This is a genomic window from Devosia sp. Soil_C_22, from assembly GCF_057657195.1.
In genome coordinates, this window is record NZ_JBDGIY010000001.1 from 1,653,710 (window position 1) to 1,674,791 (window position 21,082).

The window sequence follows — 21,082 nt, forward strand, 5'->3', positions numbered from 1 at the left end:
ACAAGATTTATGTGTTGAAGCCGCGCACCGCGTGCTTGATGAGGACGGGCTGGGCCGGGTCGAGGTCGATCCAGGTCTTGACGCCGCGGGCGTTGATCGGGTTGGGGCCGGTAGAGACGTCGGTGTGGAAGTCGAAGGCCGAGGCCAGCGGCTCGCAGCCCAGCGCGCGGAACTGGTTGTTCCACGGCGCGCCGCCGATACCGCCATCGGTGTGCCAGAACATCAGCGTGGGCAGCAGCGTGCGGTCCCAGTCGAGCTCGAACCCGGCGCCTTCATCGAGATAGGTGCCGGTGAGCGGGCTGGTGACACCGCAGAGCTGCACATTGTAGTCGCTGCGCGGGCTGAGTGGGATATGCGAGAAGTCGACGCGGCCGCCATCCTTGGGCACCGAGCTCAGGCTCGAGAACTCGTGCTGGTCGGGCGACGGGGTGCGGCCCGGATGGGTGAGGCCAAAGGCGAAATCGACCTTCAGTTCCAGCCGGCCGGGGGTTTCCGGCATGCGGAAGTTGGGGTGCACACCAGCGGAGATCGGGCCCTTGTGGCGGGCGAAGATTTTCAGCGTGAAATCGAGGGCAGGGGCGCCGTCGCGGGCCGTGATGGTGCGCTCGAGGCGGCGGACGGCCGAATGCGGCTCATAGTCCAGCGCCAGCGTGACGCTGCGCTCGTCGCCCGAGACGATATCCCAGTCATAGTGCGCGGAAGGGCCGTGGATGGTGCCGTTCGGCTGCTGCGTCATCAGCCTGGACCATTCGGGCAGGTTCGGCGCCTGCCGGCCGCCGGTGCCGAAGGGCACGCCGACGAAATCGCCCGACAGCACGCGCAGGTGCCCGGTGATCGCGGGATCATCGACCGTGCCGACCCAGGGCGCGCGGGCGAACGGCTGGAACGGGCCGTTGGGCAGCTTGAAGGTGAGGTCGGTGACGGTGGCGGCGGTGGCGACGACCGTGGCCTCGCCATGCGACCAGCGCAGTTGATGTGATGCTGACATTATCCCCTCTAAGGAACTGGATTGATTCGTAATTTGATTGTTACGTGAGGCGAGTGTAGCTGAGACGGCGGTGCGTGTGGCACCCCCACCCACCGGCTGCGCCGGTCCCCCCTCCCCACAAGGGGGAGGGAAAGCGTGCCTCGATCTGGCTATCACCACAGATTGTCACCCCAGCGAAAGCTGGGGTCCAACTCTCCTCCCGCGCTGGCGGCGCGATGGATCCCAGCTTTCGCTGGGATGACATCCTGTGGGTAGGCGATGCCAGTGCCCAAACCTCAAATCGCCTTGCCCTGCTCCCCCGCCAGGGCGCGCACGAACTGGATCGCGACGCGGCCGGAGCGGGCGCCGCGGGTCATGGACCACTCGACGGCGCGGGCGCGCAAGGTGTCGTCGTCGATCTCGAGGCCGTACTCGTCGCAATAGCCGCGGATCATGGCAAGGTAGGTCGGCTGGTCGCAATTGTGGAAGCCCAACCAAAGGCCGAAGCGGTCGCTCAGCGAGACCTTTTCGTCTACCGCTTCGCCGGGCGTGATGGCGGTGGAGCGCTCGTTTTCCACCATGTCGCGCGGCATCAGATGGCGGCGGTTGGAGGTGGCGTAGAACAGCACGTTCTCCGGCCGGCCCTCGAGGCCGCCGTCGAGTATGGTCTTCAGCGACTTGTAGCTGGTCTCGTCCTTGTCGAAGCTGAGATCGTCGCAGAAGACGATGAAGCGCGCGTCTTCCTTCGCGATCAGGCGCATCAGCTTGGGCAGCGCCTCGATGTCCTCGCGCGCGATCTCGATGAGGATGAGGCGCTTGAGGCCCGTCTCGCCGAGCGCGTTGATATGGCCGTGCACGGCTTTGACCAGCGAGCTCTTGCCCATGCCGCGCGCGCCCCACAGCAGCGCGTTGTTGGCCGCATAGCCGCGGGCGAACTGCAGCGAGTTCTGCAGCAGGATATCGCGCACGTCGTCGATGCCCTTGAGCATGTCCAGCGGCACGCGCGAAACCTTCGGCACGGGCAGCAGGGCGCTGGCCGTCGCGTCCCAGTGATAGGCATCGGCGGCGGTGAGAACGGGGCCGGAAGCGGCGGCGTCCGGGCTGAGCCGGTCGAGCGTATCGGCAATGCGGGTGAGGGCCGCGAGGATGGCGGCCGAATTGTCGTCAGTCATTGAGGGCAGAACTCCCGGGTACGCCTCCGTTTGTGACGCAGCCGGAAAGGCTTTGCAATCCTTGCCGCCAACACTATATTCCGCGCGATTTTTGCCGGGTTGGACTGTCCAGCGCCGGAGACCCGCCCCATATGGGGCAAGAACGGCCATCCGACGCCGGCTGCCATCAAGCAAGGAGCTTCCTTAATGTTCGTGACCCCCGCCTTCGCACAGGCCGCAGGAGCCCCGCCCGCCGGCGGCATGGGTGGCGCGGATCTGCTGATCCAGTTCGCCCCCATCATCCTGCTGGTCCTCATCTTCTGGCTGCTGATCTTCCGTCCGCAGCAGAAGCGCATGAAGGCCCACCAGGCGATGCTGTCGGCGATCAGTCGCGGCGACACCGTCGTCACGAGCGGCGGTCTCGTCGGCAAGGTGACCAAGGCCGTGGACGGCGAGGACCTCGAGGTCGAGATCGCCCAGGGCACCCGGGTGAAGGTCACGCGCGGCGGCATCACCGACGTGCGGTCGAAATCGACCCCGGTCAACGACAACAAGGCCTGATCGGGCCTCTTGCCAGCCGGTTCACCGCAATGTGGGCCGGCTGACCTACTTCTGACACAGATGCGGAGCCTCAACGGGCTCCGTTACGCCATCTAAGTGGCGTCCACAGGATCCGAGCCGTTCATGCAGTTCTCGCCCCTCCGCACAGCCATCATCACCATCGTTGCGGTGCTCGGCATCCTGTTCACCATCCCGAGCTTCCTGCCCAAGGACTTCCTCGACAACGGCTATCCGGGCTTCCTGCCCAAGCCGACGGTGGTGCTGGGGCTCGACCTGCAGGGCGGCTCGCACCTGCTGCTGCAGGTCAATCGCGACTCGATCATCGAGGAGCGCATCAAGTCGCTGCGGCGCGACGTGCGCACGACGCTCACCAACCAGGGCATCGGCAACCTGATCACGGCCGGCGACAACGCCATCACCGTCGAACTGACAGATGCCACCCAGAAGGCGGCCGCGATGACGGCGGTGCAGGCGCTGCAGAACAATATCTCGTCGACCTTCGGTGTCGGCGGCGTGGCGGAACTGGCCTTCACCGAAACCCCGGACGGCAAGATCAGCGTGGCGCTGACCCCCGAGGGCGTGACGGCGCGCATGTCGGCGCTCGTCGCCCAGTCGATGGAAGTGATCCGCAACCGCGTCGACGAGGTGGGCACCACCGAGCCGCTGATCCAGCGCCAGGGCGAGGACCGCGTGCTCGTGCAGGTGCCGGGCTTCGAGGATTCGGGCCGACTGAAGGAACTGATTTCGCGCACGGCGCGCCTGACCTTCCACCTGGTGCACCCGAGCATGTCGGCGGCGCAGGCCGAGGTGCAGGGCGTGCCGGCCGGCTACATGCTGGTGCCGAGCCAGGACGGCGGCAACGAACTGATCAACGAGAATGTCGAGCTCGGCGGTGAATCGCTGACCAACGCGCAGCCCGCGTTCGACCAGCAGACCGGCCGCTCGGTGGTCAGCTTCCAGTTCGATACGCGCGGCGCCATCACCTTCGGCCAGATCACCTCGGCCAATGTGGGCAAGCGCTTCGCCATCGTGCTCGACGACCAGGTGATCACCGCGCCGGTGATCCAGCAGCCGATCACCGGTGGTTCGGGCCAGATTTCGGGCACCTTCACGCCGCAGACCGCCAACGACCTCGCCGTGCTGCTGCGCGCCGGCGCGCTGCCCGCGACCCTCGACGTGGTCGAGGAGCGCTCGGTCGGCCCCTCGCTCGGCGCCGACTCGATCCGCGCCGGCATCACCGCCGGCGCCGTGGCGGCCATCCTGGTGCTGACTTTCATGGTCATTGCCTACGGCCTGTTCGGCCTCTTCGCCAACGTGGCGCTGATCCTCAACATCGTGCTGATCCTGGGCTCGCTCTCGGCGCTCGGCGCAACGCTCACACTGCCCGGCATCGCCGGTATCGTGCTGACCATCGGCATGGCGGTGGACGCCAACGTGCTCATCTACGAGCGCATGCGCGAGGAGCAGCGATCGGGCAAATCGATCATCGCCTCGCTCGACGCCGGCTTCCACCGCGCCTGGGACACGATCATCGACTCCCACCTGACCCAGCTGATCGCGGCCATCGTGCTCTATTTCCTCGGCTCCGGCCCGATCCAGGGTTTTGCGGTGACGCTGGGCCTCGGCATCCTCACCTCGCTGTTCACCGCCTACACGGTGACGCGCTTCTTCATCTCGCTCTGGTTCCGTTGGAAGCGTCCCAAGACGCTGCGCATCCAGCACTTCCGCTTCATCCCGGACGGCACCAAGATCGACTTCATGAAGATGTCGCGGGTGGCGATCGTGGTCTCGATCCTGCTCACCGTCGGCGCCATCGGCACCGCCTTCTTCAAGGGCTTCAACCTGGGCATCGACTTCGTCGGTGGCTCGGCCATCGAGGTACAGCACACCCAGGACGGCCCTGCCGATCCCGCGCGGGTGCGCGAGCTGCTCGAAGGGCTGAACCTGGGCGAAGTACAGGTGCAGAGTTTCGGCACGCCCGAGGACCTCTTGGTCCGCATCCAGCTGCAGCCGGGCGGTGACGCCGCCCAGAACGCAGCGGTGGAGCAGGTGCGCTCGACGCTCGCCTCCGACAATTACGAGGTGCGCCGCACCGAGGCCGTGTCGGGCACGGTGTCGGGCGAGCTCGCCTTCAACGGCACCATCGCCGTGCTCGTCTCGCTGGTCGCCATCCTGATCTATGTGTGGTTCCGCTTCGAGTGGCAGTTCGGCCTTGCCGCCGTGACCACGACAGCGCACGACGTGATCATGACGGTGGGCCTGTTCTCGATAACGGGGCTGGAGTTCAATCTCAGTTCGATCGCGGCGGTGCTGACACTGGTCGGCCTGTCGCTGAACGAAACGGTGGTGATTTCCGACCGCGTTCGCGAGAACCTGCGAAAATACAAGAAGATGTCGGTCTCCGAGATCATCAACCTGTCGATCAACCAGACCATCGTGCGTACCTCGCTCACCCAGTTCACGGTGCTGCTGGCGCTGTTCCCGCTGGTGTTCTTCGGCGGCGAGTCGATCCGCGGTTTCACCATCGCCATGACCTTCGGCTCGATCTTCGGCATGTATTCCTCGATCTTCATCGGCGGCCCGATCCTCATCCATTTCGGGCTGAAGCCGCGCAGCGAGGCCGAGGAAGCCGCCAAGGAGAAGGCCAAGGCCGCCAAGCGTTCCGACGGCGCGGTGGTCTGATCCGATGGCTGAGCTGGCGGGGTTCTACCCCCAGCAGGTCGGCATCGACGCCTACGGTAATGGCGGCTTTCGCTTCGCCGGCGTGAGCCATCGCGGCTCGCTGCTCTGCCTGCCATCCGGCATGCACGCCTGGCCGGTGACGGCGCCGGCGGAGGTAACGCTCGAGGCGCTGGCGCCGGTGTTCGCCGCGGCCGAAACGCTCGACGTGCTGCTGCTCGGCATAGGCCCCGATATCGCTCCGCTCGACCCCGCCGTCCGGGACGCGTTGCGCGAGCGGCGGGTGATCGTCGAGGCCATTGCCACCGGCAGCGCCGTGCGCACCTACAACGTGCTGCTGGCCGAGGACCGCGCCGTAGGCGCCGCGCTGATCGCGGTGGAGAACGCCAAATGAGCGGGGAGGGCGGCTATGTCGCCCAGTTCCTGCGCGACGCCGACCGCGACCGTTACTTTGCCACGCTGCTGCTGAAGGCGCCCGAGCAGGCCGCCGTGCAGGCGCTCTACGCCTTTGCCGCCGACGTGGCGACGATCCGCGACCGGGCCCGCGAACCGGCGGCCGGCGAGATCCGGCTGCAATGGTGGAACGACGCGCTGAAGGGCACCGGCCACGGCAATGTGCGCCAGAACCCGCTGGCGGCGGCGCTGCTCGACGCCATCGAGGCCTACCAACTGCCCGCCGGACCGCTGGTGCGGCTGCTGGCGGCACGCCGCTTCGACCTCTACCAGGACCCGATGCCGGACGTTGCGAGCTTCGAAGGCTATGCCGGCGAGACCGTGTCGGTGCTCTACCAGCTCGCAGCCATGGTGCTGAACGGCGGTAACGAAGTGGAGACCGGCGACGCCGCCGGACATCTCGGCGTGGCGCACGCCTTTGCCGGCCACCTGCGGGCCTTCGGCTACAATGCATCGAAGGGGCGCATCTTCCTGCCGATGAACATTTTTGTCGCCAATGGCGTGACCGATGGGGAGATCCTGTCGGGCACCGAGAGCGAAGGGCTGTTCGCCGCGCTCGGCCAGCTCAACGACCTGGCGCAGGAGCATGTGGAGAAGGCGCGGACGGCAATCCGCGCGCTGCCCAAGCCGCTGCGGCCGGTCTTCGCACCGGTGGCCATCGTCGGCCGGCAGGCGGAATTGGCGGCACGGATGCGCGCGCCATTCGCTGAGGCGCCTGATCTGGCGGATTGGCGGAAGCTGCTGGCGATGTGGTGGTGGGTGGCTCGTTAGGCGGGCACGATCTCTCCGCGATCCTCCCTCGTTTCGCGGGGAGCGTTCACATTGGACTGCTCGGCGTCGGCGCTCTTGGGCACGGCGTCATTCCCGCGAAAGCGGGAACCTCTGTTTTTCTTGAAGCGCCGCAAACAGAGATCCCCGCTTTCGCGGGGATGACCCGGTGGATGGCTGAGTCCAATGTGAACAGTCCCCGCGAAGCTGGGGAGGGGGAACACCGCAGGCGGTGGAGGGGGCGACGGAAAACGCCGGTGCCCGTGACCGCCCCCTCCACCAGCTGCGCTGGTCCCCCTCCCCCGTAAACGGGGGAGGATCACGGAGAGAGCGTGCTTCCTGGCGGCGCGGATTTGCCACGGCCTTGGTTGCGCCTCATGATCGGACCGTAGGGGATTCGGGATGAGCTTCGGGGCTTGGCTGAACAGACTGGCGCCGGATTTTTTCGCGACGGGGCGGCGGTTTCCGTTTGCGATCCTGCTGGCGGCGGCGATGACAGCGGTCGCGCTGTTCACGATCAATGCCCCGGGTTTCGTCGATGGGCTCGAGCCATGGATACGGGCGGCGGCGGGGCTCGCGACCGGAGCGGTGCTGGCGGTGGCCGGCGTGTTTTTCGCGGAAAGCCGGCCGGAAGCGACGAGGACCGCTTTCGTGCTGAAATATCTGCTGCCGCTCGCGGCCCTGGGGCTGTTCGAGGTCACCAGCACGTTCTGGGTGTTTCCCTGGCTGCTGCCCGCCGTCGCCATTCTCTGGCTGTCGGTGTCGCCGTTCACCTGGGTGGGGCGCGGGCCGGAGCGCGAGGCGCAGCAGAACGTGTTCTGGTGGGTGAACCATCAGTCGGTGGCGACGGCGGCGATTGCGGCGGCGGCGTTCGGCATCATCGCCGTTGGGATGGTCGCCATCGAACGCTCGCTGTCGGTGCTGTTCGGGCTCGAGGCGAGCGACCTGTTCTATCGCTGGGTGCTGCCGTTTACCGGGCTGTTCCTGACCCCGGTCTACTGGCTCTCGACCTTGCCGCGTGTGGCCAACGTGCCGCCGAGCGAAACCGAGAATGCCGACTTCACCTCGACCGCGATCGGCTTTCTCGGCCAGTTCATCCTCGTGCCGCTGCTGCTGATCTACGCGGCGATCCTGCTCGCCTATACCGTGCAGATCGTCATCACGCGGGCGCTGCCGCAGGGGATGATCGGCTGGATGGTGCTCGGCTTCGTCGTCATCGGCGCCGGCACCTGGCTGGTGCTGCACCCGCGCTTCATGCGCGAAAAGCCGCTGGTGCGGTTGTTCCGCCGGCTGTGGTTCTGGCTGACGCTGGTGCCGCTGACGCTGTTCTTCCTCGCCGTATGGGTGCGGGTCGACGCCTACGGACTCACGCCCGAGCGCATGCTGCTGCTGGCCGGCGGCCTGTGGGCGAGCCTGCTGGCGCTGATCTTCCTCGTCCGGCGCGGCGATATCCGCCTGATCCCGGCGCTGGCCGGCATCATCCTGCTGCTGCTCTCGGTGGGGCCGTGGAATGTCGCGCACCTGCCGACGAGCCAGCAATTGGTGCGGCTCGATGCGCTGGTGATGAATGCCGGCGCCGACCGCTCGGCGAGCCCGCCGCGTGGTGACTGGAGCGGCGAGGAGATTGCCGAGGCGCGCGGAATCATCGATTTCCTCGTCGGCACGCCGGAGGGGCGGCAGGGCGTGCGCGAGGTGCTGGGGAAGTACGGGGTAACGTGGGATCCGGGGCAGGATGGATCTTACGTCGTGCTGGAGGCGCTTGGCGTCAGCGTGCCTTCGCCGGACGGCGTGCAGCGTTACGCGACGTTGTTCCGCGACTTTGACGGTGTTCCGGTGGATGTCGCCGCGATGCCCTATCTCATCCGGCCGGTCGGGTTGTATGGCAATACCGCCATCGATGTGCCGCCGCTGCGCTTCTGGCTGCAGGACGGCGGCATGCGTGTCGGCCCGGCGCTCACGCCGGACCCGGAGCTGACCCCGCTGGAGCTTTCGGCCTGGATGGCGCGGCAGACCGGGGCCTTCATCACCGATCCGTGGATCGACTTCGCGGTGAACGGTCGCAACTACCGGCTGGTGGTGCAATCGATCACCATCGACCGAGGCGACAACAATGCCGGGCCGGTGGTGCTAAACAGCCTCGAGGGGCAGCTGTTCTCGGACGCTGCGCGCTAGCGCGCGATATCGTCGACGCTGCGCTGCAGGCTCATGCGGTCGAGCGATTCGAAGGGCAGGTTGACGAAGATGCCCAGCCGGCGCTCGAGCTCGGCCATGATGCGGCTGAGGCCCTGTTCCTTTTCCCAGTCCTGGCCCTCGATATGGGCCGGATCGGGGCTGCTCCAGTGCGCCGAGACGGGCATGCCCGGCCATTGCGGCAGCGGCTCGCCGGCGGCGGTATCGGACAGGGTGAAGACGAAATCGAGGTTCTGCGCGCCTTCGCCGGCGAACGCGCTGTAGTGGCGCGGCTTCTGCTGCACGAACGGATACTCGCCGGTCTTCAGCAGATCGGCGACCATCAGGTCGATGGCGGCGGCCGGCTCGACGGCGGCGCTCAGGGCTTCGAAACGGCCCTTGCCGATCTTGTTGAGGATCGCCTCGGCCATCACGCTCCGCGCCGAGTTCCGGCGGGAGAGGAACAATACGCGGTAGACACGCTCGGTCACTCGAACACCCTCGCAGATCGGATATCGACGGCGGAGGTATTGCGCGGCGCCGTGACAACACGGTGACGTGAGGATGACGGGGATGTGGGAGTGCGGAGCGGGGTGTAGCGCAACGACGCTGGTGGGTTGGGGGACCGCGTGCCTGTGGCCGGCTACCTCAGGATGGGCCCCGGCCTGCGCCGGGGTGACCCTGTGGGTGGGGAGGTTAGATGGGCAAACTCGCAGGCCCCCGTCGGCCTCAGGCCCAGGTGGCGATGTCGGTCAGCGCCCGCGAAGTGATCGCTTCTTTCTTGGCGATGGTTTTTTCGGTGCTCTTCCAGCGGCCGACATGGCCCTCGGGCTTCTTGATCGACACCGGGGGGAACAGCCCAAAATTGACGTTCATGGGCTGGAAGCTGCGGGCGCCCGAATAGGCTTCGGCTTCGAGGTGGCCGCCGGTGATGTGGTTGATCAGCGCGCCCATGGCCGTGGTGGCGGGCGGGATAGCGAGGGTTTCGCCGCGCGCGTCGGCGGCGGCGAGGCGGCCGGCCATGAGGCCGACGGCGGCGCTTTCAACATAGCCCTCGACGCCGGTGACTTGGCCGGCAAAGCGCAGGCGCGGCATGGCCTTGAGCTTGAGGTCCGGGCCCAGCACCTTGGGCGAGTTGAGGAAGGTGTTGCGGTGGAGGCCGCCGAGCCGGGCGAACTGGGCGTTCTTGAGGCCGGGGATGAGCCGGAAGATCTCGGTCTGGACGCCGTAGCGCATCTTGGTCTGGAAGCCGACCATGTTCCAGAGCGTCCCCAGCGCATTGTCCTGCCGCAGCTGGACGATGGCGTGCGCCTTGACCGTGGGGTTGCGCGGGTTGGTGAGGCCGACCGGCTTCATCGGGCCCCAGCGCAGCGTGTCGCGGCCGCGTTCGGCCATGACTTCGATGGGGAGGCACCCGTCGAAATAGGGGACGTGTTCCCAGTCCTTGAAGGCGTGCAGCGGGGCCGACAGCAGCGCATCGACGAAGCGGTTGTACTGGGCTTCGTCCATCGGGCAGTTGAGATAGTCGCGCCCGTCGCCCATCGGCCCGACCTTGTCGTAGCGCGACTGGGCCCAGACGATGTCCATGTCGATAGAGTCCTTATGGACGATCGGCGCGATGGCATCGAAGAAGGCAAGCGAGTCCTCGCCGGTGAGCTGCTGGATGGCGCTCGCAAGGGCAGGGGAAGTCAGCGGGCCGGTGGCGACCACGACATTGTCCCAGTCCTCGGGCGGTAGGCCGGCGATCTCGCCGCGCTCGATGGTGACGTTGGGGTGGTTGTGCAGCGCCGCAGTGACCATGTCGGAAAACTGCACGCGATCGACCGCGAGCGCGCCACCGGCCGGCAGCTTGTGCGCATCGGCGGCCCGCATGATCAGCGAGCCGCAGCGGCGCATCTCTTCATGCAGCAGGCCTACGGCATTGTGATGATGGTCGTCGGAGCGGAACGAGTTCGAGCAGACGAGCTCGGCGAAGTTCTCGGTCTCGTGCGCGTCGGTCTTTTGCACCGGGCGCATTTCGTGGAGCACGACCTTGGCGCCGGCTTCGGCGGCCTGCCATGCGGCTTCGGACCCGGCGAGCCCGCCGCCGATGACGTGAATGGGGTTCTTTTGCATGGCGCGCCAGATAGCAAGCGGGGCGCGCGCGGGCAATGGCCGAGCCGGGTTGTCAGCCGGTGCCGGCGGGGTATGCTCGCTCGCGGCCGGTCGCCGCGCCAACCCGCGGGGGACATGTATTGACGATCACGCTCTGGGGACGGTTGAGCTCGTGCAACGTGCAAAAGGCGGTGTGGGCGCTCGAGGAGCTCGAGCTGCCCTATGAGCACGTGCCGCTGGGCGGTCAGTTCGGCGGCACCGATGATCCGGATTATCGGGCGCTCAACCCCAACGGCCTCGTGCCGACGCTGCGCGACGAGCACCTGGTGGTGTGGGAGAGCCACGCCGTGGTGCGTTATCTGAGCGCCGAATATGGCAGCGGGCTGCTGTTCCCGATGGAGGCGCGCGACCGGGCAGCGGTGGACCAGTGGACCGACTGGACGGCGACGACCTTCCAGCCGGCCTGGATCGGACTGTTCTGGAGCAAGGTGCGCACGCCGGTGGCGCAGCAGGATGAGGCGACAATCGAAAGGTCGCTGGCGGCGACGGCGCGGTGCTTCGAGCTGTTGGAGCGGCGGCTGGCCGATGCACCCTATCTCGGCGGGCGGAGCTTTTCCTACGCCGATATCGTGGCGGGGGTGTCGCTCTACCGCTGGACGACCATGGCGATCGAGCGGCCGGAGCTGCCGCATGTGGCGGCCTGGCAGGAGCGGCTCAACCAGCGGGCGGCGTTCCGGAAGGCCGTGAACGTGCCCTATGACGAGCTGGTCGGGCGGCTGACGTTCTAGGAACGGGGCCCTGAAAAGGCTGAACGCCCGCTTCTATCAGGAAGCGAGCGTTCTAGGATGCCCAAGCGATGCTGTAGACGGAGCGCGGACCGTTAGATGGTGCGCGCATGGTCGCGAGCGATACGCGTGATGTCAGTGCGGGTGATACCCAGGTCGTTCAGCTGACGGTTGTCGAGAGCGGCGAGCTCACGGACGGTCTGCTGATAAGCGGCCCACTTCTTCAGCGTGGTGCGGATGCCCATTTGTTAGTCTCCTTTCGTTTGCAGTCTGTAGATAGGTCAGTTCCGATCGGACGAGCAGAGCGAAAAGCATCAGAACCGTTATGCGTGCAGCGCATGGGTTCGGCGGATTGTGTTCATCGCCGATTCAGCTTGGCGGCAGGATGGTGGCGGCGACGCGGCGAACTCGCCAACGCGCATGGTTAGCGCGGAATGAACGCCCTGCATTCGAACAGGCCCTGCGTCATTTTCCTGAAGTCGCTGGCTGAAAGCCCCAGCCCATCGCGCGTCGAGGGAGCTTCGGTTTCCTTCGAGCCCTGCCTGGGGTCGATGAGGCGCCTGGAGCGCCATACGGCACGGACAAACATGGGCGTCACCCCTTTGCGGTCACGGCCAAAGTATCATGCGCTGATTTGCGTCCCTCCGCATGGGAGCAAAATACAGTGCCGACATGCGTCGAGCGCATGGCAAATTCATTCCACTGTCACGATGAGGGACGGGCGGACACCGGGGCGTCGCGCGTCGGGCATGAGTGTGGCGCAGGGGGGCGGGTGGGCGGATGGATGGCGGGATGGGGCCTCGGTGCGTGTGACGCCCCCACCCACCGGCTTCGCCGGTCCCCCCTCCCCACAAGGGGGAGGGAAGTCGTGCCGCGTGGGCGCGGACAGTGCCAATTTTCACAGTTGTCATCCCTGCGAAAGCAGAGATCCAACGGGCAGCAGGCGCGGGCTGTGAGGTGGACCCCTGCTTTCGCAGGGGGGTGACAGCCTGTTGATGTGGCAACGTTTTGCCCCTGGCCCTCGACCTCAGGATGGGCCCTGCGCCGGGGTGACCCTGTGGGAGGGAGGGACGGTGCCCCTTACCCGATCGTCCGTTCCAGCAGCGATAGCCAATTTCCGTGGGCGATCTTTTCGAGCAACGGCTGGTCGTAGCCGCGGGCGCTGAGGGCGTCGAACAGGCGGGGGAGGCCGGTGGCGTCGGCGATGGGGGCGGGAATCAGGGCGCCGTCGAAATCGGAGCCGAGGCCGACGCGGGTTTCGCCGAGCGCTTCGATCAGCGCGTCGAGATGGCGGACCATCAGCTCGATCTCGGTGTCGGCGCGCATCTGGCCGTCGGGGCGGAGGAAGCCGGTGGCGAAGTTGAGTCCGACCATGCCGTCGCTGTCGCGGATGGCCTTGAGCTGTTCGGCCGTGAGGTTGCGCGGGCTCGGCGTCAGCGCGTGGACGTTCGAGTGGGTGGCGACCAACGGCGCGGTCGACAGCTCGGCGACGTCCCAGAAGCCGCGCTCGGTGATGTGCGACAGGTCGATGAGGATGCGCTTGTCGTTGCAGGCTTTGACCAAGCGCTTGCCGGCCTCGGTGAGGCCAGGGCCGAGATCGGGCGAGTGCGGGAAGCGGAACGGTACACCGTGGCCAAAAATGTTGGTGCGACTCCAGACCGGGCCGATCGAGCGGAGGCCCGCGGCGTAGAGCACGTCGAGGAAGTAGAGCTCCTCGTCGATCGCCTCGGCGCCTTCGATATGGAGGACCGCGGCGATGGCATTGCGCGCCATCGCGGCACGGATGTCGGCGGCCGAGCGGCACACGGCGAACTGGCCGTTCGAGGCGGCTTCGAGCCGGAGGAGCAGGGCGACCTGATGCACTGTCATGCGGCGGGCGAGGTCCATGGGGAGCTCGGGCGGCAGCGGGGTGTTCGACATGTCGCGCGCGGTGGTGAAATCGGTGCGCTCGTTGGGCGAGGGACAGAACACCGCGAACATGCCGCCGGCGAACCCGCCCGCGCGCGCCTTAGGCAGATCGATATGGCCGGGGCCGCCGCCTTCGAGGAATTTCGCCACCGGGTCGGGCGAAGTGTCCTTCATCAGGCGGAGCAGGGCGTCGTTATGGCCGTCAAAGACAGGGAGGGGCGTAGGCAAGGGCGTGGTTCCGGAGTCGCGGGTGATGGGGGAGAAGAGCAGGGTGGGGGGATTTGGGCAAGGATGGGGCGGGGTGACGCGAACACAGGGTGACAGCTGGTGGGACGCTTGTGTCTCATACCGCTCCATCTCTCAGTCGGGTCTCCCTCCCCCTTGTGGGGAGGGTAGCGTAGCTAGGCGAAGCCGTAGCGAAGCTGGGTGGGGGTGGCCACACTCGCCGGTGGGTGGGGCCACCCCCACCCACCCGCTTTGCGGGTCCCCCCTCCCCACAAGGGGGAGGGAGTCCCGACTGCGTGGCCGGGGCATAGCGGAGATTTCATCGGCCGGATGGACCCGCGTGCCCCGTTCCGCCTTGGCGTCGCCGGCAAAGCATGGCAGTCACGGCATATGGCACTGCTTCGGGACCTGAGCATGAGCGAGATCGTGTCGCGCATCGGCGCGGTGCTGGTCTATGCCTGGCTGCAGGGGCTGCTGTTTGCCGCGTTCGCGCGCCTGCTCGGCGACCGCCGGCCGCAATATGAGGGGCGGCTGACCGTCAATCCCTTCGCCCAGGTCTCGGTCTGGGGCATGGCCGTCGGCGTGCTGTTCGCCATGAGCTGGGTGCGGCCGCTGCGCTACGACCCGGCGACGAACCGGTTCGGCGCCTGGGGCGTGGTGCTGGTCGTGCTGGCCGGGCTCGTGGCGATGGCGCTGCTGGTGCCGCTGGCCGACCTGCTGCGGCCGCTGGCGCTGATGCTACCGCGGACCGGCGGCTATGCCGTGCTCTATTCGATCAACCAGTTCCAGCTGGTGACGGCCGGTTCGGTGCTGCTCAACCTGCTGCCGATCCCCGGACTCGCTGCCGGCGCCATCTGGCAGGCGGTGCGGCAGGATCAGGGTAAGCGGCTCGGACGTTACGAGGCCATCGGGCTCGCCATCGTCACCGCGGCGGTGGTCGCAGGACTGGTGCCCAGCCTCGGCGCCGCGGTGCTGCCCTATGTGACGCTGGTCGGGGCCTAGCCGCCCGCCCGGCCCTCATAGCCATACTGCGTCATCAGATCGTCGACGGTGCCGTCGGCGACCAGTGCGTCGATGGCCTGGTCGATCTGGCTGCGCAGGAAGCTGTTGCGGGACGAGACGATGGCGCCGACGCGGGTCTCGGATTCCGGGATCGGCGCGTTGGCGATGACGTGGAGTTCGGCGGCTTCCGGCCGTTCCTGCTTGAGGCGCGCCAGCACCGGCTGCCACAGGATCATGCCGGCAATGGTGCCATCGAGCACACGCGTCGCCATGAGGTTGGGATCGGCATAGGGCAGGCGGATCCAGCGCTCGGGCTTGGGCCGCTGCTGGGCCCAGGTGATGTAGTTCATCTCGCCCATCGAGGCCATGGCCGTGCCCAGCCGCTGGTCGAGCGGGATGTCGCCGAGGCTCTGCCAGTCGGGGTTCTTGACCGCGAGCACGAACGGAATGGTGGCGTAGGGCCGGGTGATCGAGAAGGCCTCGGATACCGGCGTGTTCTCGGAGACCGAGACGCCCATGAACATGTCGCAGGTATTGTTCATGGCGAGGTTGAGCTCGTCCATGAAGCCATCGCCATTGAGCGGGAAGCCGCCAAAGCCCTCGATGACGTTGACCTCGAGGAACAGCGCGTCGCCCAGCGCCTTGGCCACGGCCTCGTCGAACGGGCGGCCGAGACTGGTGCGGTCGAAGCACACGTTGATGGCATCGCCCGCCTGGCGGCGGGTGTTGTTCAGCTCTTCGGGCGGAATGCCGGAACTCTGCGCCATGGCCGCGCCGGTGGTGAACAGCAGCAGCGCCGGGACGATGAAACGCAACATGGTTGTCTCCTGGAGCACCCGACTGTTCCAGGAGAACAATGTGGTGCTCTGTATCTTCCTTTGGTCGCGCTCCGAGCCGGCAAACCGTCCGGAAGCGCTCCTAAAACAGAGAAAGGGGCCGTAGCCCCTTTCCCGTCCGATAGTATGGCAGGCTCAGTTCGTCGCTGCGGGCAGCTTGAACACGAAGATCGAGTTGCCCGAGCCGGTCGGGAGCGGGATCTCCGGGAAGGCCGAGGAGATCGAGCTCGCCGCGTTCGAGTAGCCGGTCGGCACGACCAGGTACTGCTCGCCGTCGATCTCGTAGGTCATCGGATAGCCACCCACCGGGGCGTTCAGGCGCTGCGACCAGACGACGTCGCCCGTCTCCTGATCCCAGGCGTTGATGTTACGGGCAGCGTCGCCGCCGAACACCAGGCCGCCGGCAGTGGTGAGCACCGAGCTCGTCATCGACGGACGGCTGCGATACTGCCACTTGTGGTCACCCTTGGAGACGTCGATGGCGTCGAGCAGGCCGGCCTCGGTGATGCCCTCGGGCAGCACGCGCGGGCCGAACTTCATGGCGCCCACCGCGTTGCCGGCGGTGAACTCGGTCTGCGTCGGGGCCGTGGTGTTGCAGGCCTCGGTCAGCGGCACGTAGTAGGACTTGGTCTGCGGGCTGTAGGCGCCGGCCATCCAGAGCTTGCCGCCCGACACCGAGGCGCACACCAGGTGCTCTTCACCAACGGCCTGCGAGATGAGGTCGGTGTTGATGTTGACGGTACCGTCCTCGGCGATGGAGCTGACGACGTTCTGCTTCACCGTCTCCTTGGACCACAGATACTTGCCGGTATCGCGATCGAGGGCGAACACGATGCCGTTCTTGCCGGCCGCGGTGACCAGCAGCTTCTGGGTCTGGCCGTCGACTTCCTCGTCGACGAGGATACGCTCGAACGGGCTGTCCAGGTCCCAGTTATCGCGCGGCAGGTGCTGGTAGTACCACTTGAGCTTGCCGGTCTCGACGTCGAGCGCGAGCGTCGAGTTGGTGTAGAGCACGTTGCCTTCGCCCGAGCCGCGGATGAGCTCGGAATAGGGGCCAGGCATGCCGATGCCCCAGAACGTGGTCTTGGTTTCCGGGTCATACGCGCCGGTGGTCCACGGCGTGCCGCCCCAGCGGTTCTCGGGCGGAACGTCGCCCCAGCTGGCGCCCTGTGCCGGATTGTCGGGGTCGTCGATAGTGTTGAAGCGCCACAGCTCTTCGCCACTGTTGATATCGTGCGCCATGATGAAGCAGCCGCCCGCCGTGCCGGCGATCGAGCAGCCCGAAATGGCCGAGATGATCTTGCCGTCGGCGATCAGCGGGCCAACGGTGTAGCTGTAGCCCTTCTGGGTATCGAGAACCTGCTTCTCCCACACCACCTTGCCGTCCTTGGCGTTCAGCACGACGATCTTGGCGTCGGCGGCGGTGAGGATGACCTTGTCGTCGTAGAGCGCGATCGAGTTCTTCTGCCGGCGCGCCTGGTTGAGCTGGTAGCTCCAGGTGGCGGGCAGCTCGGTGAGCGCGTGCCGGTAGGTCCAGATCAGATCACCGGTCTTGGCGTCGAGCGCTTCGACGATGTTGTTGTTGGTCTGCAGGAACATCACGCCGTCATGGACGAGCGGGGCGGTTTCCTGGATGCCGGCCTCGGCCATCGGCCAGGCCCAGGCGAGCTGCAGTCCGCCGACAGTATCCTTGTTGATCTTGTCGAGCTGGCTGTAGCCCTGGTTGTTGTAGTTGCCGCGGAAGAACAGCCAGTCACCGGCCGGCGGGTTCAGCAGCATCTCGTCGGTGACGGGAGCATAATTCTCCCGCACGCCCTGTGCGAATGCGGGCGTCGCGATCAGCGCCAGCGCGGTCGTTGCGACCATCATGGACTTCAAAAGATCGATTCTCATCGAGGTCTCCTAATACCGGCACACATCCGTGCGCCTAAACTGACATCAGTTGGCGGCGGCGCCTGCGACCGTCGGGAGCTGCTTGCCCCAGGTGAATGCCTGCGGAACCCCGGATGCGGCAGGCGCCGCGGCGGCTCCGGTCTGATCTGCGGGGGCGGGACCACCCGGCAGCTGCTTGCCCCAGGTGAAGGCCTGCGGCACCGCGGTGGCGGTGGCGGCCGCATCGGCGGCAGGTGCACCGCCGGCATCGGCCTGGGCGGCCGCCATGCTGGCGGCACCGGCAGCCGTTTCGGCCGGCAGTGAGATCGAGGCCAGAAGGTCCGGGTCGGTGGTGAGAGGTTGGTCGCCCGGCTGGGCGCCGTTGAACTTCATGATGTAGGCGATGATGTTCAGATAGGTTTCGTCACCCAGCTGGCCCGGCGCCGTCGGCGGCATGGCCACGTGGATGAAGTCGAACAGACCACCTGCCGTGGCCCAGTTCTGCATGACGTCCTGCCCGGCAAGGCCCGGAGCGTCGGGACCTTCGAGCTGGCGGCCATGGCACTGGGCGCAATTGGTGTTGTAGGCCGCTTCGCCGGCGGTGGCCTGATCGGCTGTGAACCCGCCCGCATGGGCGGGGGCAACAGCGATCGCGGCCAGCGCCGTCACGGCTGCTAGCGATAGAGGTTTCAGGGGCACGTTCTCCTCCCGAGTATGGAAGATTGGCGGGCGCCTCGGGCAGGGACTCTGTCGGCGGCCGCAGGAGCTCTCAGTGGCACGTTGGTCGAGAAGGCTCAATGCCACTCTCGCTCAAAACGTCCAGTTGGCGTGATCAAACTTTAGTCTGAAGGACAGAAATCTGCTCGCGGCGGTCCTGCCGGGCGCGGTGAACGAGTACGGGATCAGGGTATTCCGCTATGCGCGGCCGCGAACATCCGTACTACGGATACGAGTTTATCGCGTCATCGAGCCCGTATCGACCAGTGAGCGCGGCGAGCTCGCCCGAAGCGTCCAGTGCGGCGAGCGCGGTCTCCATCGCCCGCTTCAGCGTCTGGTCGCCCTTCCACAGGCCGAGCGCCATCGTGTAGTGGGCGAAGCGATCCTCGGGCAGCCAGAACAGGGTCAGGCCGGTGCCGAGGCTCAGCGTCGCTGCAACAAATCGCTCGGTGATGCCGGCATCGGCGCGCCCGCTCGCCACCGCATCGGCGAATTGCTGCGGCGTGCGAGCCGGCACCACGCGCAGCGACTGTTCGCGCAACCAGCTCGAGAGCTGCAGCCGGTCGAGCCCGCTGGTGCCCGGGAGCACCGCGACCGACCCGCCTGCCTCCGGTAACCGCCCTGTTGCCGAAACCCCGACCCAGCCGGTCTGCGCCGGAGTCGGGATGGTTTCGAGGAAGCTGCGGGTCTGCACCGTGTCGGCCACCCCGCCGGCGACAACATCGCACTGGCCACGCGTAAGCGCCCAGTTACGCGGATTGAAGTCCGAGCCGATCGAGGCGACGGTGTTGACCAGCAGCCTCAGCCCCATCTGCGCCGCGATGGCGGAGACGAGCTCGACATCGAAGCCGGGTTTGGCCGGATCGCCGGTGACCAGCGGCGGATAGCTCGGTGGCACGCACAGCTTCAGTACCCCGGCGCGGCGGCGGTCGGCGAGCGAGGTATCGGGCGGCAAAAAGCTCACCGCGAACAGCAGCACGACGACGACCACGAGGTTGATCGCCACCTGCAGCCAGCGCTTTGTGCGGAGCGTCATTGCCGGCTGAAGTCGATCATGGCGATGACGAAGAACACCACCGCCATCGCCGCGATGATGGTGGGACCCCAGTAGGGCGTGAACTGGTTGAAGTTGATCAAGACGCCGCGCAGCGCATCGACCGCATAGGTGATCGGGTTGATCTGGACGAGGAAGACCAGCCACTCGGGATAGGTCACCGCCTGCTGCGCCCGGGTGAGCGCGGGATCGAGCGGGAAGATCGAGGACGAGGTGAAATAGAGCGGCAGGATCACCGTGTTCGAGAACACGCCAAAGCCCTCGAAGCTGCGGACGCGGGCGGCGAGGATGACGCCGAAGCTGGTGAGCCCGAAGGCGAGGATGAACATCAGCAGCAGCGCCACGGCCATCTGCTCGATGCTCATGGTCACGTCGGCGAAGCGGGCGAGGATGAGGACCAGCGCACCGTGGAGCGTGGCGACGGTCGCGCCGCCCAGCACCTTGCCAAGCAGGATCAGCCAGCGCGGCATGGGCGAGACCAGCACTTCGCGCAGAAAGCCGAACTCGCGGTCCCAGATCACCGACACCGCGAACTGGATCGAGGTGTACATGATGTTGAGGACGATGACAGCGGGGAACAGGAACTGCAGGTAGGTGTAGGGGATGACGTAGCGGACCTCGCCATACACCTCGCCGCGGAAATAGGGGTTGAGCCCGACGCCGAGGATGAGCAGCCAGATCAACGGGCGGCTGATGCCGCCGATCAGCTGGGCCCGGTCGCGGGTGGCGCGGGTGATTTCGCGCAGCCAGACGCCGTAGAGACCACGCATGGCCACGACGAAGCTGTTCATCGCCGGCCTCCCCGCCGTCCGGCGGCTTTTTCGGCGTCGCGCTGACCGTCGGCCCGGTCGCGCAGCTCGCGGCCGGTGAGGGCGAGGAAGACGCTTTCGAGCGTGGGATCCTGGAAGCGCACCTCGGTGAGCCGGTCGCGGAACTCGGCGAGGAAAACGTCGGTGGCGGCGCCGTTGTCGGCGGGAAGCGCGAGGCTGTGCGTGCCGAGCGGCTGAGCGTCGGGCCGCCTCAGGCGGATCGCCGCAGCCGCGGCCTCGTCGCGCGGGACGACGTGCAGCCAGCGGCTGCCATGCTCAGCCTTGAGCGCCTCCGGCGTGCCCTGGGCGATGATCCTGCCATGGTCGATGATGCACACCGTGTCGGCACTCTCGACCTCCTCGATGTAGTGGGTGGTGGTGAGGATGGTGAGCTGGCGCTCGCGGCGCAGCTCGTCGAGATAGGTCCAGATGCGCTGCCGGGTCTGCGCGTCGAGGCCGGCGGTGGGCTCGTCGAGGAACAGGATCTGCGGCTCGTGCAGCAGGGCGCGGGCGATCTCGAGGCGACGGCGCATGCCGCCCGAGAACGAGCGCACGATCTCGTCGCGCCACTCCTCGAGCTCGACCAGCGCCAGCACGGCGGCACTGCGCTCGCGCCGGACGCGCGGGGCGAGGCCATAGACGAGGCCGTGGAACTCGAGATTTTCGGCGGCGCTCAGCCGGTCGTCGAGGCTCGAATCCTGGAACACGACGCCCAGCGAACGGCGCGCCTTGCTCGACTCGCGCACCACATCGGCGCCGGCCACGGTGGCGCGGCCGCCATCGGGGCGGCGCAGCGTGCTGAGAATCGAGAGCAGGGTGGTCTTGCCGGCGCCATTGGGGCCGAGCAGCGCAAAGCTCGAGCCGCGCTCGATGTTCAGGCTCACCTGGTCCAGCACGGTATTGGCGCCGTAGCTGGCATGCAGGTCTTCGACGCTGATCACGGTGTCTGGCACGGGGCAGGAACTCGAACTGGCTGGCGCGGGGGCAGGGGGACTCGCCCGTCGACGTAGGCTTTTCACGATCGAGGCGCGG

At 66.9% G+C, this 21,082-nt stretch carries 19 protein-coding genes; 7 read left to right on the top strand and 12 right to left on the bottom strand.

The features are described 5' to 3' along the window. Window positions 1-7: 7 nt before the first annotated feature. Both AC3A6I_RS07895 and AC3A6I_RS07900 read right to left on the bottom strand, forming a co-directional pair. Window positions 8-988 (bottom strand): aldose epimerase family protein, encoded by a 981-nt coding sequence (locus AC3A6I_RS07895; RefSeq protein ID WP_487543135.1) that lies wholly within the window; start codon window positions 986-988, stop codon window positions 8-10. Between the two features lie 275 nt (window positions 989-1,263). After that, window positions 1,264-2,139 (bottom strand): ATP-binding protein, encoded by an 876-nt coding sequence (locus AC3A6I_RS07900; RefSeq protein WP_487543136.1) that lies wholly within the window; start codon window positions 2,137-2,139, stop codon window positions 1,264-1,266. Window positions 2,140-2,325: 186 nt separating this feature from the next. Here AC3A6I_RS07900 and yajC point away from each other — a divergent pair, with 186 nt between their 5' ends. The 5 genes from yajC to AC3A6I_RS07925 all read left to right on the top strand — a co-directional run bounded on the left by yajC (window position 2,326) and on the right by AC3A6I_RS07925 (window position 8,751). Beyond that, a complete protein-coding gene (gene yajC / locus AC3A6I_RS07905; protein WP_487543137.1) occupies window positions 2,326-2,679 on the top strand; it encodes a preprotein translocase subunit YajC in 354 nt (117 codons plus the stop codon). 123 nt (window positions 2,680-2,802) lie between these two features. Beyond that, a complete protein-coding gene (secD, locus tag AC3A6I_RS07910) occupies window positions 2,803-5,361 on the top strand; it encodes a protein translocase subunit SecD (protein ID WP_487543138.1) in 2,559 nt (852 codons plus the stop codon). Between the two features lie 4 nt (window positions 5,362-5,365). Further along, window positions 5,366-5,752: an Mth938-like domain-containing protein gene (locus AC3A6I_RS07915; RefSeq protein WP_487543139.1), complete on the top strand. Its 387-nt coding sequence runs from the start codon at window positions 5,366-5,368 to the stop codon at window positions 5,750-5,752. Beyond that, on the top strand, window positions 5,749-6,582 hold the full coding sequence (locus AC3A6I_RS07920) for a phytoene/squalene synthase family protein (RefSeq protein WP_487543140.1): 834 nt from the start codon (window positions 5,749-5,751) through the stop codon (window positions 6,580-6,582). Before AC3A6I_RS07915 ends, AC3A6I_RS07920 begins: the two co-directional genes overlap by 4 nt. 399 nt (window positions 6,583-6,981) lie before the next feature. After that, window positions 6,982-8,751 carry a DUF4153 domain-containing protein gene (locus AC3A6I_RS07925; RefSeq protein ID WP_487543141.1) on the top strand — a complete coding sequence of 590 codons (1,770 nt, stop codon included), beginning with the start codon at window positions 6,982-6,984 and terminating at the stop codon, window positions 8,749-8,751. Here AC3A6I_RS07925 and AC3A6I_RS07930 read toward each other — a convergent pair. Both AC3A6I_RS07930 and trmFO read right to left on the bottom strand, forming a co-directional pair. Then, on the bottom strand, window positions 8,748-9,239 hold the full coding sequence (locus AC3A6I_RS07930; RefSeq protein ID WP_487543142.1) for an arsenate reductase/protein-tyrosine-phosphatase family protein: 492 nt from the start codon (window positions 9,237-9,239) through the stop codon (window positions 8,748-8,750). The two genes, AC3A6I_RS07925 and AC3A6I_RS07930, sit on opposite strands and share 4 nt — an antisense overlap. Before the next feature lie 238 nt (window positions 9,240-9,477). Then, the gene (gene trmFO, locus AC3A6I_RS07935; RefSeq protein ID WP_487543143.1) at window positions 9,478-10,863 is read right to left on the bottom strand and encodes a methylenetetrahydrofolate--tRNA-(uracil(54)-C(5))-methyltransferase (FADH(2)-oxidizing) TrmFO; all 1,386 of its coding nucleotides are present in this window, start codon (window positions 10,861-10,863) and stop codon (window positions 9,478-9,480) included. Window positions 10,864-10,982: 119 nt separating this feature from the next. Between trmFO and AC3A6I_RS07940 the strand changes: the two genes are divergently transcribed. Further along, window positions 10,983-11,630, top strand: a complete 648-nt coding sequence (locus tag AC3A6I_RS07940) for a glutathione S-transferase family protein (RefSeq protein ID WP_487543144.1) — start codon at window positions 10,983-10,985, stop codon at window positions 11,628-11,630. A 92-nt stretch (window positions 11,631-11,722) separates the two neighbouring features. On the opposite strand, the gene AC3A6I_RS07945 is transcribed toward AC3A6I_RS07940, so the two are convergent. Continuing rightward, the gene (locus tag AC3A6I_RS07945; RefSeq protein WP_487543145.1) at window positions 11,723-11,872 is read right to left on the bottom strand and encodes a DUF1127 domain-containing protein; all 150 of its coding nucleotides are present in this window, start codon (window positions 11,870-11,872) and stop codon (window positions 11,723-11,725) included. Window positions 11,873-12,707: 835 nt separating this feature from the next. Continuing rightward, the gene (locus AC3A6I_RS07950) at window positions 12,708-13,763 is read right to left on the bottom strand and encodes a dipeptidase (RefSeq protein WP_487543146.1); all 1,056 of its coding nucleotides are present in this window, start codon (window positions 13,761-13,763) and stop codon (window positions 12,708-12,710) included. 411 nt (window positions 13,764-14,174) lie between these two features. Between AC3A6I_RS07950 and AC3A6I_RS07955 the strand changes: the two genes are divergently transcribed. Beyond that, a complete protein-coding gene (locus tag AC3A6I_RS07955; protein WP_487543147.1) occupies window positions 14,175-14,762 on the top strand; it encodes a zinc metalloprotease in 588 nt (195 codons plus the stop codon). On the opposite strand, the gene AC3A6I_RS07960 is transcribed toward AC3A6I_RS07955, so the two are convergent. The 6 genes from AC3A6I_RS07960 to AC3A6I_RS07985 all read right to left on the bottom strand — a co-directional run bounded on the left by AC3A6I_RS07960 (window position 14,759) and on the right by AC3A6I_RS07985 (window position 21,003). Continuing rightward, entirely contained in the window at window positions 14,759-15,580 is an 822-nt protein-coding gene (locus AC3A6I_RS07960; RefSeq protein ID WP_487543148.1) for a substrate-binding periplasmic protein, read from the bottom strand. The genes AC3A6I_RS07955 and AC3A6I_RS07960 overlap by 4 nt on opposite strands. A gap of 153 nt (window positions 15,581-15,733) precedes the next feature. Next, on the bottom strand, window positions 15,734-17,491 hold the full coding sequence (locus AC3A6I_RS07965) for an outer membrane protein assembly factor BamB family protein (protein ID WP_487543149.1): 1,758 nt from the start codon (window positions 17,489-17,491) through the stop codon (window positions 15,734-15,736). A gap of 45 nt (window positions 17,492-17,536) precedes the next feature. Next, window positions 17,537-18,169, bottom strand: coding sequence for a c-type cytochrome (locus AC3A6I_RS07970; RefSeq protein ID WP_487543150.1), 633 nt, complete (start codon window positions 18,167-18,169; stop codon window positions 17,537-17,539). Window positions 18,170-18,410: 241 nt separating this feature from the next. Beyond that, window positions 18,411-19,223, bottom strand: coding sequence for a substrate-binding periplasmic protein (locus AC3A6I_RS07975; protein WP_487543151.1), 813 nt, complete (start codon window positions 19,221-19,223; stop codon window positions 18,411-18,413). Beyond that, window positions 19,220-20,032: an ABC transporter permease gene (locus AC3A6I_RS07980; RefSeq protein WP_487543152.1), complete on the bottom strand. Its 813-nt coding sequence runs from the start codon at window positions 20,030-20,032 to the stop codon at window positions 19,220-19,222. The genes AC3A6I_RS07975 and AC3A6I_RS07980 overlap by 4 nt, the downstream gene beginning before the upstream one ends. Beyond that, the gene (locus tag AC3A6I_RS07985) at window positions 20,029-21,003 is read right to left on the bottom strand and encodes an ABC transporter ATP-binding protein (RefSeq protein WP_487543153.1); all 975 of its coding nucleotides are present in this window, start codon (window positions 21,001-21,003) and stop codon (window positions 20,029-20,031) included. The genes AC3A6I_RS07980 and AC3A6I_RS07985 overlap by 4 nt, the downstream gene beginning before the upstream one ends. Window positions 21,004-21,082: the final 79 nt, after the last annotated feature.

Excerpts from the sequence above, each read along its gene's own strand:
- AC3A6I_RS07895 (WP_487543135.1), bottom strand. The coding sequence starts at position 988 with ATGTCAGCATCACATCAACTGCGCTGGTCGCATGGCGAGGCCACGGTC.
- AC3A6I_RS07900 (WP_487543136.1), bottom strand. The coding sequence starts at position 2,139 with ATGACTGACGACAATTCGGCCGCCATCCTCGCGGCCCTCACCCGCATT.
- yajC (WP_487543137.1), top strand. The coding sequence starts at position 2,326 with ATGTTCGTGACCCCCGCCTTCGCACAGGCCGCAGGAGCCCCGCCCGCC.
- secD (WP_487543138.1), top strand. The coding sequence starts at position 2,803 with ATGCAGTTCTCGCCCCTCCGCACAGCCATCATCACCATCGTTGCGGTG.
- AC3A6I_RS07915 (WP_487543139.1), top strand. The coding sequence starts at position 5,366 with ATGGCTGAGCTGGCGGGGTTCTACCCCCAGCAGGTCGGCATCGACGCC.
- AC3A6I_RS07920 (WP_487543140.1), top strand. The coding sequence starts at position 5,749 with ATGAGCGGGGAGGGCGGCTATGTCGCCCAGTTCCTGCGCGACGCCGAC.
- AC3A6I_RS07925 (WP_487543141.1), top strand. The coding sequence starts at position 6,982 with ATGAGCTTCGGGGCTTGGCTGAACAGACTGGCGCCGGATTTTTTCGCG.
- trmFO (WP_487543143.1), bottom strand. The coding sequence starts at position 10,863 with ATGCAAAAGAACCCCATTCACGTCATCGGCGGCGGGCTCGCCGGGTCC.
- AC3A6I_RS07945 (WP_487543145.1), bottom strand. The coding sequence starts at position 11,872 with ATGGGCATCCGCACCACGCTGAAGAAGTGGGCCGCTTATCAGCAGACC.
- AC3A6I_RS07955 (WP_487543147.1), top strand. The coding sequence starts at position 14,175 with ATGAGCGAGATCGTGTCGCGCATCGGCGCGGTGCTGGTCTATGCCTGG.
- AC3A6I_RS07960 (WP_487543148.1), bottom strand. The coding sequence starts at position 15,580 with ATGTTGCGTTTCATCGTCCCGGCGCTGCTGCTGTTCACCACCGGCGCG.
- AC3A6I_RS07965 (WP_487543149.1), bottom strand. The coding sequence starts at position 17,491 with ATGAGAATCGATCTTTTGAAGTCCATGATGGTCGCAACGACCGCGCTG.
- AC3A6I_RS07975 (WP_487543151.1), bottom strand. The coding sequence starts at position 19,223 with ATGACGCTCCGCACAAAGCGCTGGCTGCAGGTGGCGATCAACCTCGTG.
- AC3A6I_RS07980 (WP_487543152.1), bottom strand. The coding sequence starts at position 20,032 with ATGAACAGCTTCGTCGTGGCCATGCGTGGTCTCTACGGCGTCTGGCTG.